Genomic DNA, 14,517 nt, shown 5'->3' with positions numbered 1-14,517 from the left:
TTACATGAATGACCTACCTCGATCAGAAATTATCGCTTTCGGTTGAAGAAAGCGCAGCGACCCTGAGTGCTGACTGGTTCGCGCACAAAAATAATCCGCTGAGCCCGCCACGCCCGGCGGGCAACATCGTCACCCCGCTGGTGTGTGGGGAGGAAGCGTTCGGCAAAGTGTATGAGTGCATACAGAAGGCCAAGCGCAGTATCGACCTCATCAGCTGGGGGTTTGACCCAGGTTTACGCCTCAATCGCGGCTCAGCCGACAGTCTTAGTCTCGGCGAATTGCTCAAGAAAAAGGCTAATCAGGGTGTGGAAGTCCGCGTACTGATCTGGAACAACCGACTGGCCCAGCTCGGGGAAAACTCGGTCATCGGTGAGGGCTGGAACGGATCCGGCGGAACGTCAATGGGCTCGGGCATGACTCAGGGCCAGCCTGCGGACACTAGCGGACGAGATGCCAAACGCCAGAAGCTCCTGCAAAAGCAGCAGGAAGAGCAGGCAAAGTTGGCCAAGCTTTCACCCAGCGACGAGAGTGGCAGACGCGCCGCGCGTGACAAGTTGATCAAGATCCAGATTGACCTGGATGCGCTGGACAGCGGCTACACCAAGGGCAGCGATTCGGGCGGAACAGTGCAAGACCCGAACGAACAGATCAACACGCGTGACTGGCACCGCTGGGTGCACAGCAGTGAGGCACGCAACATCGAATTTCGCACGCGCGACTTCAACTGGGCGGGCGAACTGACCTACGACGACCAAAACGGCTTGCGGGTCCATTACGGGCGTCTTGCCATTCTGTGGCGGTTGATGAAAAGCGAGTCCCCGGATGTGCCTTTTATTCAGATGCTTGCCCTCGGCCTGTTCCCCAGCCATCACCAGAAAACCCTGGTGATCGACTACATGGACCCGCAAACGGCCGAAGGCTTCGTCATGGGGCACAACCTGCAACGCAACTACTGGGACACCACCGAGCATGCCTTCGACGACCAGACCGGCAAGCGCGACCAAGGCTTCGGACCCTGGCAGGACCTCTCCCTGCATGTGCGTGGCCCGGTACTGTTCGACCTGAATCACAACTTTTGCAATGCCTGGGACAAGGGCACCCACTGGATAAAACGTGTCTTCAGCGGCACGTTGATCGACCAGCGAAAAGTGATCAAGCCATTGAGCCTCATCTGCAATGGCGGTGAACCTGCGCAAATCTGCAGAACCCAGCCAGAAGAAGGGCCGGAAACCACCATTCTCGAAGTGTATGAAAAGGCCCTGGGCAACGTGCACCAGTACGCCTACATCGAGAACCAGTATTTCCGCTACAAACCCTTGGCCGAACGCCTGAAAAAGACCGCGGCCGACTACACCGCCGCGGGCAAGCTTCAAGACCTGTACCTGTTTGTGGTGACCAACAACCCGGAAAGCGGGCATTTCTCAAGCACCACTCACGAGACGCTGGATACCCTCGGGCAGGGAGAGCTGATGCCCTTGGCTCACCGCGATCTCAAATACGACCAGCGCCAACTCGCCCTCCGCGAACGTGAATTGACGGCCCGCCCCAGCTCGCCTCAGCGCGATCGGGACCTGGCAGACGTGAAAGCGCAGATGGCCAAGGAGAACATCGACTCCAGCCGCGCCGATGACCTGATCGAAACGGACCCCAACAAGCACTACAAACAGGCCGCGGCGCGTGAGCTGGAGCCCGAACTGATCCCGCCGAAGGGGCTCAAAATCATCGTTGCCACTTTGGTCAGCTGCAAGGACAGTGGTGCCCCGATAGCCGCGAAAACCAGTGCAGAGCGGCAAACGGATAAGGCCATCGAAGAACACCTCGGCCCTGAACAGGGCACGGCGCAGTACAAGTCGATTTATGTGCACAGCAAATTGCTGCTGGTTGATGATCTGTTTTTCACCTTGGGCTCGGCCAATATCAACTTACGCAGCTTGCAGACCGACTCTGAATTGAACATCGCCATGCCTAGCCCGAAAACGACGCGGACTTGGAGAGAGCGGTTGTGGGCGATGCATTCGGGGGTGCCGGTAGTAACAAATTCCCCCTCGTCACAACAGAATATTATGAAAGACTACAATAACTGGGAGTCAGTTATTGATAAGAATTGGAAGAATCAGCAAAGCAATCTTCCGTTAGATGGAAACTTAGTCAGATTTTGGGATGTGGTGACGCCTTATGCTAAAGCTGTTGATTAACTATTTGCTGGTTGTATTTTTTTATCTATTTGGGGCTATTGCCATGGCTGATGAGTTTAAATGTGTTCATGAGAAAGATACGGCGCCACCTCTGGATCAGCAGGCGGACCAATGGTTTAAACAAGCTAGAGTCATAAGTAAAGAACGGTTGCCCGACTGGGCTGAAGTAGCCAGTCTATATCAACGATCGGTTGATAAAGACCATTGGAAAGCAATGCATAATTTGGCTGAGTTATATCTTAGGGGGGATGGTGTTAGTAAAGATACTAATAAGGCTATCGATATTTATATGAAAATGGTAAGCCTGAATGCCCCGCTGGGCTATTACGACATGAGTGTGATGACCCAACGAGGTGTAGGCGTTGTGCAGTCCGATAAAGATGCCATGTTGTTTCTGCTGAAAGCTGGCGATATGGGAAACCCATTGGCTCAGACTGTGTTGGGGAATACATATATTTATAAGCTGAAAAAAGTTAGTTTGGGTGCGGCTTATTTGCGCTGTGCAGCTCATCAAGATGATGCGAAGGCTAACTATGAGCTGGCTGAGTATTACGAAGTTACTGATAGGAACTATCCAGTCGCCATGCACTTCTACCAGCGTGCGGCTGCATTAGGATATCCGAAAGGTTTCTTGGCAATTGAAAATACTTTTAATTTTGGAAAGTTCGGATATAAGAAAGATGAAAGGCTAGCTAGCAATTACAGTGCGGTGTCTAGCAAACTTTATAGTAATCCCGAACTGTTATTTCCAAATCTCGCTAAAGATTATCCACTGCCGCCACACCCTGTTCAGGGCTATCACGGCGATAAAGATATCAATTGGAAACCTACTGGGCGTGATGACGATTATTAAAGCATGGCTGGCGGCAGGCTTATTATGTGCCAATGGACTTGTTCTGGCTGACGAATTCAAGTGTGTCCAAGAACAAGATACTGCCCCGCCTTTGAATCAACAGGCGGAGCAGCGGTTTCAACAGGGACGCTCTATCAGTAAAGAGCGCCCCGCAAACTGGACGGAAGTCGCTCGGTTCTATCAACAAGCGGTAGAAAAAAATCATTGGAAGTCCATGCACAATCTCGCCGAGCTTTATTTGCGCGGCGACGGGGTTGTCAAGGATACAAATAAAGCTATCGACCTATACATGGAAATGGTGAAGTTAAAGGTACCCTTGGGTTATTACGATATGAGTGTGATGACCCAGCGCGGCGTTGGGGTAGTGCAGTCTGAAAAAGACGCCATGATGTTTTTGCTTAAGGCTGGGGATATGGGGAGCCCGCTAGCACAGATCAGGCTGGGCACTATCTATATTTACGACCTTAAAAAATATCAACTAGGGGTGTCTTATTTGCGATGCGCAGCGCATCAAGATGATGCGAAGGCAAATTATGAATTAGCCGCATACTACAAAATAGTTGACAGAAATTACCCTGTTGCATTGCATTATTACCAACAGGCTGCTGCCCTAGGCGAGCGTAAAGGGGCTATGCAAATCGAAAGTGTATTTCGAGATGGGCTATTTTCTTATCAGAAAAATAAAAAAGTTGAAGATGCCTATTATGGAATATCAAGTCAGCTGTCTAATAATCCAGAGCTTCGTTTTCCAGATTTAGCGAAAAGTCACCCATTACCTCCCAACCCGGTTCAGGGTTATCACGGCGATAAAGATATAAACTGGAAACCTACTGGGCGTGATGACGATTATTAAAGCATGGCTGGCGGCAGGCTTATTATGTGCCAATGGACTTGTTCTGGCCGACGAATTTAAGTGTGTCCATGAACAAGATACTGCCCCGCCTTTGAATCAACAGGCGGAGCAGTGGTTTCAACAGGGACGCTCTATCAGTAAAGAGCGCCCTGCAAACTGGACGGAAGCCGCTCGGCTCTATCAGCAAGCGGCAGAAAAAAATCATTGGAAGGCCATGCACAATCTCGCTGAGCTTTATTTGCGTGGCGACGGGGTTGTCAAGTATAAAAATAGAGCTATCGACCTATATATGGAGATGGTGAGGTTACAGGTGCCCTTGGGTTATTACGATATGGGTGTGATGACCCAGCGAGGCGTTGGCGTTGTGCAGTCCGATAAGAATGCCATGCTCTTCCTGATCAAGGCGGCTGATCTAGGAAGTCCACAGGCACAAACAAGAATCGGATACATATATGTATATGATAAGAATAAAGATGCTACCGGCCTGAACTATATAAAGTGCGCCGCTAAACAAGGGTATGCCGATGCTAATTATAAGTTGGGTACGTACTATCAGGGAATAGATAAAAATTATCCGGTAGCCATGCACTATTATCAGCGCGCTGCTGCCTTAGGGGAGGATAAAGGAGCTATGGAAGTTAGGGATGTTTTTCAAGAGGGACTGAACGGTTATCCGAAGAATGCCAAATTAGCGAAAGTCTATGATGATATATCGAGTCGCTTCTACCGTGATTCTGACCTACGTTTACCTAATTTAGCAAAAGACTACCCACTCCCACCGCACCCTATTCAGGGCTATCACGCCGATAAAGACATCAACTGGAAACCCACGGGACGTGATGACGACTACTAGTCCTGCGACGAAATGAGAGACTCTGCGTCAGAAAAAAGCATCCCGCTCAAACTCGCGGTGCACAGGTTTTCGACTCAAGCATGTCCATGAAGGACTCGACGAATGAAGGAGCACTGTAATGCGTAAAACCTTGGGGATTTTGGCGGCTGTGTTGTTAGCCCTTTCGATATTCAGCGCAGTGCTGGGGCTGGGGGGGATCGCTGCCGGAGCGACTGGCAGCGGAAGCCTATCCAGTGGCCTTGATGTTGCCTTCACCGTGGCGTGGGTGCTGTTTGTCTTGAGCTTGTTAAGCGGCGTAGTCGCTATTTTTTGGCCGAAAGACAGTCGTCCGTAGAGCGGGGAAAGGATGGGTTTTCAGGCTGAACCCATCGCTCCCCCCTGTTTGCTATTTCGCGTTGGCGCGATGCTCCGCCGGATCCGGCGAATCAATATGGTCCAGCGCTCGCTCCACTAACAGATGCACACCGACTGCCATTCTGCTGAGTGCCAGTGCGACGGAGCGGCGTGAGCCTTCTACGCTGTCGGCCAGGTCGGCGGCGATGGCGCTGATGGACAGCAGGTCTTCCGAGGCGTTGGCCAGGAGGGTTTCGGTGTGGAGGTCGGGAGCGACGATGAAGAGGTCGCCATTGCGACGTTTAGGTCTTTTATCCGCAGGGGTGCCGAGGTGAAGATCTAGGGCGCGCTCGGCGGCTTCGTGGAGTTTTTTGGAATCGAAGGATTCGTAGGGGGATGTGTCTTCGTGTTCTGGAGGATTGGGTGTTGGCTTGATCATTGGTATGTCCCGATATGTGTTTTGGATGTGGCTGTGTCCTCTTCGCTTGCATTCGAATGAGGGTGGCAGCCGTGCGCAGGTGTGCAAGACCGGGCATATCGGACCCCGGCAGACCCCAAAGGGACCTCCCACGCACAGCCGCCATAAATCGTTTACAGCGAGCATGAAAACGCTCGATGTTCGGATTGGCGATTGTGCGGCGATATGTACCGGACTTGCACGTCCGTGTCACCGTTTTTGCGGTAACGAACAAAGACTATCGGTGAAACCTAAGGCTGCCTAGTTCACGAACAGCACCGCGTGTTGAAGGAAATATCCGATGGACTCGAGCGTAGAAAGATCAAAATATCCTCGCTTTTAAACAGTTGGTTTCGTCAATGACTTGGTAGTCATCAGCGTCAAAAAGACCTGCATCTTCTTCTAACGCAACCAGATAGTGGCGTTCTCGCTTGAAGCCGCTACACTGCGCCGGCCGTTCATTTTCCTTTTGAGGCTGTGCGCATGAAATTTCGTTTTCTTCTGTGGATGCTGGGGTTGTTGATGGGTAAGGCCAGTCGGACTAATCCTGCGTTTCAGCAGCAGTTGGGTGACAAGGAGCTTGTATTCCAATTACAGACCCTGGACGGGAACGTGGCGCGGCATTTCTTTGTGAAGGATCAGCGCATCACCAGTAAGTCCGGCGTGTATGCCGAGCCGGCGTTTGCCATTGCCTTTAAAGACGCGGCGTATGGCTTTGCCACGATGCAGGCGAAGAACAAGCAGCTGGCGTTTATGACGGGGATTCAGGACAAGTCGATTCAGATCAAGGGCAACCCGGCGCTGGTGATCTGGTTCCAGGGGTTGACCAAGTATTTGAAGCCTAGGAAGGCGAAGGCTACCGCTAAGGTTTGAGTGGGGCAGTTAGACTGAGGTGGATTCATCGCGAGCAGGCTCACTCCCACAGGGATTTAGGTGATCCCCTGTGGGAGCGAGCCTGCTCGCGATTGGTTTTAGGCCTGGGTGAATTGCGAAGCCAGTTCGCGCAGCAGCACTTCGGCTTCGAGGACTTTGCTGACGACGTCGTTGGCTTTGTCGCGAGTCAGGCCGACGCGTTCGAGCAGGGCGTCGGGGATGTCTTCATCCGGGCCGGAGCCGATGCCGCGACCGCGTAGCAGGCGCACGGCCAGGCAGACGAGATTGGGGTACTCGGCGTAATCGCCGTCGTAGCCCGGGTCGTGCTGGAAGCGCAGCGCGGTGGCCAGTTCTTCGGGCATGTCCCAGTAGCGCATCAGCCACGAGCCGATCTGTTCACGGCTGATGCCCAGCAAGTGTTGCTCGACGTAGCTGTGGCACAAGTGCGGGTTGACCTCCAGGTGGCGGCAGATCAGCGAGAAGTGCGGCGGAAACACGTGCGCCAGCAGCAAGTAGCCGAAGTTGTGCAGCAGGCCGGCGAGGTAGGTCAGGCCGGCTTCCGGGCGCTGGGCGCGGGGCATGGCGCGGGTCAGGCCTTCGATGACGGCGGCGGTGTAGATCGATTGCTGCCAGTACGGCGTGGTGTGTTGTGGGTGGTCTTTTGGCAGGCTCAGGGTTTTGCCCAGGGCCAGGCCCAGCGCCAGGTTGATCACCAGGTCGAAGCCCAGCACCCGCACGATGGCGTCTTCCACTGAACGAATCTTGCCCGGCGAGGCGTAGTACGGCGACGCCGCCCAGCTCACGACTTGTGCGGCCAGGGCCGGGTCGGTTTCGACGACGCCGGTGATGTCGTCGATGGTGGCGTTGGGGTCGACGCGCAGTTTGATGATTTTCTGCGCGGTCTCGGCCAGCGGCGGAATCTCGATGGTCTCTTCCAGGCGTTGCTGGATGCGCCGTGCGGTAAACGCTTGAACAGCCTGGGTGATTTCCTCGCGGTCATCGTGAGGGCGGTCGAGGTTCGGGCGAATGCTGATCAGCGCTTCGCCGAAGTTGGCGGCGCTGGCCTTGGTCAGCATGGTCTTGAAGTCTTCGCTGGTGATCTCCAGCAACACGCCCGGCTCGCCCGAGTTGATCAGCAACTTCGGCTCGCGCAGCAGGCTTTCTTCATACAGGCACGGTGAGCTGGTGAGCGCCGGCATGCCGGGCAGCAGGCTCAGGTTGTGTTTGCCGAGCATTTTTACCAGGCGTTCGGTGGACACGGCGGTGAGGCGGCGGCCGGTCAGTTCGGCGAGGCGATTGAGGTCCAGCAATTGGCTCTGCGGGAACAGCACCATGAGCGTGCCCACGGCGTCATCAAGCAGAACAGCCTGCACTTTGCGTGCGGCGTTCAGGCCGTGATGGTCGAGGACTTCTTCGTAGGCAATACCCAATTTGCCCAGCATCAGCCGAATAACCGACGGAGCGTGCGGGGTGGCGGGTGCGAGGGCAACTTCGGTCATGGTCTGTATCCGTTTTAAAACAATGGCAGGAGTATAACCAGCTTGCTCAGAACGGTGGTTCAGAAACTGCGACGGTGCTCACACTTGGCCGTATTGCTGCCCATGACGTAGCCAGCGGTCGAGCAGCGGGCTGACGTGATCCGGCCAGCGTTCCAGCAGCGCCTGGGCGGCGTCGCGCACGGCGGGCAGCAGATCGGCGTCGCGCATCAGGTCGGCGACCTTGAATTGCAGCAGGCCGGTCTGGCGCGTGCCGAGCATTTCGCCGGGGCCGCGCAGCTCAAGGTCTTTTTCGGCGATGACAAACCCGTCGTTGGTTTCGCGCATGATGCCCAAACGCTGGCGACCGATCTGTGACAGCGGTGGATGGTAGAGCAGCACGCAGTGGCTGGCGGCGCTGCCCCGACCCACTCGACCGCGCAACTGGTGCAATTGCGCAAGCCCGAGGCGTTCTGGGTTTTCGATGATCATCAGGCTGGCGTTCGGTACGTCGACGCCGACTTCAATCACCGTGGTGGCGACCAGCAGTTGCAGGTTGCCGGCCTTGAATTCGGCCATGACCGCGGCTTTCTCGACGGGCTTCATGCGGCCGTGGATCAGTCCGACCTTCAACTCGCCGAGGGCGGCGGTGAGGTCTTCGTAAGTGGTTTCGGCAGCCTGGCAGGTCAGCTCTTCCGACTCTTCAATCAGCGTGCACACCCAATAGGCCTGACGCCCTTCGGCACAGGCGCCGCGCACCCGCTCGATGACTTCGACGCGCCGGGTATCGGTGATCAGCACGGTGTTCACCGGGGTTCGGCCGGGCGGCAGTTCGTCGAGGATCGAGGTGTCGAGGTCGGCGTAGGCGCTCATGGCCAGCGTCCGGGGAATCGGTGTGGCGGTCATGATCAGCTGATGCGGACACATCCGCCCGCCGACACCTTTCTGCCGCAACGCCAGCCGTTGCTGCACGCCGAAGCGGTGCTGTTCGTCGATGATCGCCAGTGCGAGGTTTTTGAACTGCACTTCGTCCTGAAACAGCGCGTGGGTGCCGACCACCATCGGTGTGCCGTTGGCGATCTGCTCCAGTGCGGCCACGCGGTTCTTGCCTTTGAGCTTGCCGGCCAGCCACGCGACTTCAATGCCCAGCGGTTCGAGCCAGCGCTTGAAGGTGATGAAGTGCTGCTCGGCGAGGATTTCGGTGGGCGCCATCAGCGCGACTTGATATCCGGCCTCCAGCGCCTGCAACGCGGCGAGGGCGGCGACCACGGTTTTCCCCGCGCCGACGTCGCCCTGAATCAGCCGCAACATGGGCTCGTGCTGACTGAGGTCGTAGGCGATTTCGTTGCCGACCCGTTGCTGAGCACCGGTCGGAGTGAAACCGAGGTTGGCCAGATACTGGGCCGGCAGCTTGCTGGCTTTCGGCATCGCTGGCGCGCGCAGGGAACGCATGCTCTCGCGCAGGCGCTGCTGGGACAGTTGATGCGTCAGCAGTTCTTCAAAGGCCAGACGGTGCTGCGCCCAGTGATGACCGAGGGCGAGTTCGTCGACATCGGCATCGGCCGGCGGGTGGTGCAGGTAGCGGATTGCATCGGCCAGCGGCGCCAGTTGATAGTCCCGCGCCAGTTCGTTCGGCAGCCAATCGGGCAGGCTGGTGGGGCCGAGCATCGTCAGGGTTTGCATGCACAGTTGGCGCAGACGCTGTTGGGTCAGGCCTTCGGTGAGCGGGTAAACCGGGGTCAGGGTTTCATCCACCGGCGGCGGCTCGTCGCCGGTGATGGCGCGGTATTCCGGGTGATAGATCTCCAGCCCCGACGCGCCGGGCCGTGCTTCGCCGTAGCAGCGAATCCGCGTACCGCGTTTGAGGCCTTCTTTCTGGGCGTTGCTGAAATGGTAGAAACGCAGGCTGAGCCCGCCGGTGCCGTCCTGCAGGCGCACCACCAGGCTGCGGCGGCGGCCCATGACCACATCGGCGCCGCTGACGGTGCCTTCGATCACGGCATCTTGCCCGGGTCGCAAATGGCCGATCGGGACCACGCGAGTGCGGTCCTGATAGCGCAACGGCAGGTGAAAAAGCACGTCCTGGAGATTCTCCAGGCCGACCTTGGCCAATTTCTCGGCCATGGCTTCGCCGACACCCTTGAGTGCCGTCACCGACACTTGCGACAACTCGGTCATGGCAGCGACTTAGGCCGCAACCACCGGTGCCTGTGGCTTGGCCACCGAGCACAGGCGAATGGAGTCAGCGAGGATTTCAATCGCTTTCGGCCGCGGGAAGCTCGCGCGCCAGGCGATGGCCACGGTGCGGAACGGCACCGGAGGCGTCAGTGGACGCACTTCGATCACGCCGGGGGCGTAGTGATGGCTGTCGACCGCCGACAGCGGCAGGATCGAGATACCCAGGCCGGACGCAACCATGTGGCGGATGGTTTCCAGGGAGCTGGATTCCACCGTGGTGTGCTTGGCGCCGTCGTTGCCTTTGGCCAGGGTCGGGCAGGCTTCCAGCACTTGATCGCGGAAGCAGTGGCCTTCGCCGAGCAGCAGCAGGCTCTTGTCGTTGAGCAGGGCGGCGTCGATGGATTCTTTTTGGGTCCACGGGTGCTGGGCCGGCATCAGGACGTAGAACGGCTCGTCGTAGAGCTGGAGGGTCAACACGTCGGCTTCGTTGAACGGCAGGGCGATGATGATCGCGTCGAGCTCGCCGTTGCGCAGTTTGTCGCGCAGCACGTGGGTGAAGTTTTCTTCGATGTACAACGGCATCTGCGGGGCGACCCGGTGCAGTTGTGGAATCAGGTGCGGAAACAGGTACGGGCCGACGGTGTAGATGGCGCCGACTTTCAGCGGCGCGGTCAGTTGGTTCTTGCCGGCCTGGGCCAGTTCGCGGATGCCTTGGGCCTGCTCCAGGACTTTCTGCGCCTGGGCGACAATGCCTTCACCGACCGGGGTCAGGCGCACGGCACTCTTGCTGCGCTCGAAAATCAGCACACCGAGTTCGTCTTCAAGCTTTTTCACGCCCACCGACAGGGTCGGCTGGCTGACATGGCAACGCTCGGCCGCGTGGCCGAAGTGCTGCTCTTGGGCGAGGGTAACGATGTAGCGTAATTCTGTAAGAGTCATAGCAAGCGTCCATGAAGTTGCGGGCCAAGCATACCGGCTGCAATCGATAGACGCACGTTATCAGACTGAGTGCGTTGAGTGACACAGGGCAAAGCAGGTTTGCCGCTGGCGGATAGGCAAAAGGCACCTTTCGGTGCCTGATCGCGGTCTTTTCTGCTGGAAGAGATCCCTGTAGGAGTGAGCCTGCTCGCGATAGCGGTATCCCATTCACCGAAAAGGTTGAATGTGATGGCCTCATCGCGAGCAGGCTCACTCCTACAATGGTTCAGCGGCGCTTTAGCGCCGGCGTTTTTCCAGCGAGTAAACAAACGGTGCAACGATTTCGATGGCGCCATTGGTCAACATGTCAGCCGGTGGCTTTGGCAGCGGTTGGGCGCGGCGGATTATTTCCAGGGTGGCCCTGTCCAGATCGGCATTGCCGGAGCCGCCCACCAGTTCGAACGACAACACGTTACCTTCAGCATCCACCACGAAGCGCAGGCGGTTCATGCCTTCCTTGTTCCGCATCTGTGCACTGGCGTACTTTTTGTACTTGGCCAGGTGCGCAAGCAATTCGCCTTGCCAACTGGCCTTGGCGGCTTGTTGCGCGGCAGATGGCCCGGGTGCCGGTTGTGCGGATTTCTCCGTTGGCGCCTGAGTCGGTTGCGCGTCGCTCGGTTTTTCCTCGGACGGCTTCTCTTTAGGCGGTTCCGGCTTTTTCTCCACAGGCTTGGGCGGTTGAGGCTTGGGCTTGGGTTTGACCGGTTTCGGCACCGCAATCTCTGCCTTCGGTACTTCAGCCAGTTTCGGTATCGGCAGTTCTTCCACCGGGGCGGGTGGCTGTGGCGGCGTTATGACCTTCGGCGGTGCCGGCGGTGGCGGGGCCGGAACCGGCGCCAATTCGACCATCATCGCCTGTGGCGGCAGCTCGATCGGTGGGCGCGACGTCCAGTTTAGCGCCAGCGCAATGGCCAGCGCATGGACGCCCAGCACCACGGCCAGGCTCGCGCTGTAACGCGTCAGCTTTTGGCGCGTCGTGATCATTTCTTGACTGCCGTCTCGAGTCCGACCAGACCCACCTTCAGGTAACCGGCGGAACGCAGGTTGTCCATCACGCTCATCAGGTCGCCGTAATCCACGCCTTTATCGGCCTGGAAGAAGATCGTCGTGTCTTTCTTGCCTTTGGTCCTGGCGTCGAGGGTGGCGCCGAGTGCTTCGGCTTTCACTTCGTCTTCGCCGAGGAACAGGCGTTGGTCAGCCTTGACGCTGAGGAACACCGGTTTCTCCGGCCGCGGCGCCGGTTTGGCGCTGGAAGCGGGCAGGTCGACCTTGATGTCCACGGTGGCGAGCGGGGCCGCCACCATGAAGATGATCAACAGCACCAGCATCACGTCGATGAACGGCGTGACGTTGATTTCGTGGTTCTCGGCCAGATCGTCGTCTGCGCCTTCTTTCAAATGCAAGCCCATGGCTGATTACCCTACTTTGACCATGTGGGGTTGCGCGGAGCGCTCGGTGGTCGGCAGGTGATCGAGGTCACGGCTGACCAGCAGCAGGACTTCAGCCGAGGCATCGGATACTTGCGCCTTGTAACCGGCAATGGAGCGGGCAAATACGTTGTAGATCACTACGGCTGGAATCGCTGCAACCAAACCCAGTGCAGTCGCCAGCAGGGCTTCGGCGATGCCGGGAGCCACGACGGCGAGGTTGGTGGTCTGGGTTTTGGCGATGCCGATAAAGCTGTTCATGATGCCCCACACGGTGCCGAACAAACCTACGAACGGCGCAGTGGAACCGATGGTGGCGAGGACGCCGGTGCCGCTGCTCATGTTGCGACCGCAGGCTGCAACCAGACGCTCGAGGCGGAAGGCGACGCGTTCCTTGATGCCTTCTTTCTCGCGGCTGTTGACCGACAAGCGCATCTCTTCCAGGGCGTCATGCACCAGCAAATTGGCGAGGGTGCCTTGCTTGGTGGCTGTCACACTGGCTTCTTTAAGGGTGGTGGCTTTTTTCAGGTGGACGATTTCGGTGCGCAGTCGACGCTTGGCGCCCATCAGCTCGAAGCCTTTGGCGATCCAGATGGTCCAGGTGATGATCGAGGCGATGGCCAGACCGATCATCACGATTTTCACGATGATGTCGGCGTTCTGGTACATGCCCCACGGCGACAGGTCGTGGGCCATGCCGAGGGTGTTGTCGGCTTCGAGGACTTCCGGAACGTCTTCGGCGGTGGTGTCTACGGCTTGGGCCGGGTCGGTCGCAGCCGGGGTAACATGATCAGCTGGAGTTGGAGCTGGAGCAGCAGTGGCTGCCGGAGCGGCTGGCGCTTGTGCGTCAGCGAAAGCGGCGGTCGGCGCCAGCATCAGGCTGAGCAGCAGGGCGGCCACCGCGCTCCAGGCGCGAGGTCGTTTGGTTGGCGAAGCGGGGAATTGATTGCGTGTCATGCTGGCCGGACCTGAGAGAAAAAGACGGTAAATGTTCTTCCAGGCCTCGTGAGGCCGAGAACAAAAGTGGCAGGCATTATTGCAAGTAATTCTTGTTAACAAAAGTAATAGAGTATCTTTTTTTCCTTCATTGCTAGCCGCTCGTCCATTGCCAGCGCTAGTCTGTGCCTTTCTGATGGGAGTTTTCTGATGTCCGCGCCTTCTGTTTTGATCGCCGGCTGTGGTGATGTTGGTAGTCGTCTGGCCACGCAATTGTTGGCTGGCGGATGGGAGGTTCACGGCTTGCGGCGTGATGTCTCGCGTCTGCCAAAGGGCGTGATCGGCGTTGCCGGTGACTTGTTCAATGAAGACTGTCCAGCGACCTGGCCAGTCGGTGCGGTGGATTACCTGGTGTATTGCGCGGCTGCCACCGATCACGATGAAGCCGGTTATCGCGCCGCTTATGTGCAGGGCTTGCAGCATGTTCTGGAATGGCTGAACGACTACGGGCAGGTGCCAAATCGCCTGCTGTTTGTTTCCAGCAGCAGTGTCTATGGCCAGCAGGATGGCGAGTGGGTCGATGAGACTTCGCCGACCATTGCAACAGGCTATTCGGGTCGATTGATGCTAGAGGCGGAGCAAGTGGCGCTCGATAGCGGCATCCCGGCCAGCATCGTACGTTTGACCGGCATTTACGGCCCCGGTCGCGAAAGGCTGCTGACTCAGGTCCGCCGGGGGTATCGCGTGGCCGTCGATCCACCGTTGTACGGCAATCGTATTCACGCCGACGATGCTGCGGGGTTGATGGCGTGTCTGCTTGAAGCGGATCGTCGCGGCGTGGCGCTGGATGACGTCTACATCGGTGTGGATGATGCGCCTGCGCCACTGGCCGAAGTGGTGGGCTGGTTGCGTGAGTATCTGGGCGTAACCGAATGGGCCGAAGACGCGAGCGTGCGTCGCACTGGCAGTAAGCAATGCAGCAATGCTCGGGCGAAAGCCTTGGGCTGGACACCGAAGTACCCAAGCTATCGCGAAGGATACGCCGCGATTCTTGAAGGCCGCGGCTAACTTCCGGTCACCACAAACCAAATGTGGGAGCGAGCTTG

At 57.5% G+C, this 14,517-nt stretch carries 14 protein-coding genes; 7 read left to right on the top strand and 7 right to left on the bottom strand.

The window, feature by feature from the left end; genetic code table 11:
- The first annotated feature begins 8 nt into the window (after positions 1–8).
- The 5 genes from AC3IUE_RS31820 to AC3IUE_RS31800 all read left to right on the top strand — a co-directional run bounded on the left by AC3IUE_RS31820 (position 9) and on the right by AC3IUE_RS31800 (position 5,088).
- Complete coding sequence (locus AC3IUE_RS31820) at positions 9–2,195, top strand: phospholipase D-like domain-containing protein (protein WP_489264664.1); 2,187 nt, start codon at positions 9–11, stop codon at positions 2,193–2,195.
- Positions 2,176–3,048 carry a tetratricopeptide repeat protein gene (locus AC3IUE_RS31815; RefSeq protein WP_489264662.1) on the top strand — a complete coding sequence of 291 codons (873 nt, stop codon included), beginning with the start codon at positions 2,176–2,178 and terminating at the stop codon, positions 3,046–3,048. Before AC3IUE_RS31820 ends, AC3IUE_RS31815 begins: the two co-directional genes overlap by 20 nt.
- Entirely contained in the window at positions 3,035–3,901 is an 867-nt protein-coding gene (locus tag AC3IUE_RS31810; RefSeq protein WP_489269003.1) for a tetratricopeptide repeat protein, read from the top strand. Before AC3IUE_RS31815 ends, AC3IUE_RS31810 begins: the two co-directional genes overlap by 14 nt.
- Complete coding sequence (locus AC3IUE_RS31805; RefSeq protein WP_489269001.1) at positions 3,888–4,754, top strand: tetratricopeptide repeat protein; 867 nt, start codon at positions 3,888–3,890, stop codon at positions 4,752–4,754. The genes AC3IUE_RS31810 and AC3IUE_RS31805 overlap by 14 nt, the downstream gene beginning before the upstream one ends.
- Positions 4,755–4,872: 118 nt before the next feature.
- Complete coding sequence (locus AC3IUE_RS31800) at positions 4,873–5,088, top strand: DUF1328 domain-containing protein (protein WP_218536580.1); 216 nt, start codon at positions 4,873–4,875, stop codon at positions 5,086–5,088.
- Positions 5,089–5,139: 51 nt separating this feature from the next.
- Here AC3IUE_RS31800 and AC3IUE_RS31795 read toward each other — a convergent pair whose 3' ends face one another.
- Positions 5,140–5,526, bottom strand: a complete 387-nt coding sequence (locus AC3IUE_RS31795) for a DUF6124 family protein (RefSeq protein WP_489264660.1) — start codon at positions 5,524–5,526, stop codon at positions 5,140–5,142.
- Positions 5,527–6,027: 501 nt separating this feature from the next.
- Here AC3IUE_RS31795 and AC3IUE_RS31790 point away from each other — a divergent pair.
- Positions 6,028–6,417, top strand: coding sequence for a helicase (locus AC3IUE_RS31790; protein ID WP_489264658.1), 390 nt, complete (start codon positions 6,028–6,030; stop codon positions 6,415–6,417).
- Positions 6,418–6,515: 98 nt separating this feature from the next.
- Here AC3IUE_RS31790 and AC3IUE_RS31785 read toward each other — a convergent pair whose 3' ends face one another.
- The 6 genes from AC3IUE_RS31785 to exbB all read right to left on the bottom strand — a co-directional run bounded on the left by AC3IUE_RS31785 (position 6,516) and on the right by exbB (position 13,432).
- Entirely contained in the window at positions 6,516–7,916 is a 1,401-nt protein-coding gene (locus tag AC3IUE_RS31785; protein WP_489264656.1) for an aminoacyl-tRNA deacylase and HDOD domain-containing protein, read from the bottom strand.
- 78 nt (positions 7,917–7,994) lie between these two features.
- Positions 7,995–10,070 carry an ATP-dependent DNA helicase RecG gene (gene recG / locus AC3IUE_RS31780; protein WP_489264654.1) on the bottom strand — a complete coding sequence of 692 codons (2,076 nt, stop codon included), beginning with the start codon at positions 10,068–10,070 and terminating at the stop codon, positions 7,995–7,997.
- Between the two features lie 9 nt (positions 10,071–10,079).
- Positions 10,080–11,009: a hydrogen peroxide-inducible genes activator gene (locus AC3IUE_RS31775; RefSeq protein ID WP_008150125.1), complete on the bottom strand. Its 930-nt coding sequence runs from the start codon at positions 11,007–11,009 to the stop codon at positions 10,080–10,082.
- A gap of 276 nt (positions 11,010–11,285) precedes the next feature.
- Positions 11,286–12,032, bottom strand: coding sequence for an energy transducer TonB family protein (locus AC3IUE_RS31770; RefSeq protein WP_489264652.1), 747 nt, complete (start codon positions 12,030–12,032; stop codon positions 11,286–11,288).
- Positions 12,029–12,457, bottom strand: a complete 429-nt coding sequence (exbD, locus tag AC3IUE_RS31765; RefSeq protein ID WP_008150131.1) for a TonB system transport protein ExbD — start codon at positions 12,455–12,457, stop codon at positions 12,029–12,031. The genes AC3IUE_RS31770 and exbD overlap by 4 nt, the downstream gene beginning before the upstream one ends.
- 6 nt (positions 12,458–12,463) lie before the next feature.
- The gene (exbB, locus tag AC3IUE_RS31760; protein WP_462000226.1) at positions 12,464–13,432 is read right to left on the bottom strand and encodes a tonB-system energizer ExbB; all 969 of its coding nucleotides are present in this window, start codon (positions 13,430–13,432) and stop codon (positions 12,464–12,466) included.
- A 189-nt stretch (positions 13,433–13,621) separates the two neighbouring features.
- Here exbB and AC3IUE_RS31755 point away from each other — a divergent pair, with 189 nt between their 5' ends.
- Positions 13,622–14,479 carry an SDR family oxidoreductase gene (locus AC3IUE_RS31755; RefSeq protein ID WP_489264649.1) on the top strand — a complete coding sequence of 286 codons (858 nt, stop codon included), beginning with the start codon at positions 13,622–13,624 and terminating at the stop codon, positions 14,477–14,479.
- Positions 14,480–14,517 lie beyond the last annotated feature (38 nt).

It is taken from the genome of Pseudomonas sp. GL_093 (assembly GCF_057837605.1).
The sequence above is the reverse complement of the archived record's forward strand: the minus strand, read 5'-3'. Positions and strand labels throughout refer to the sequence as shown.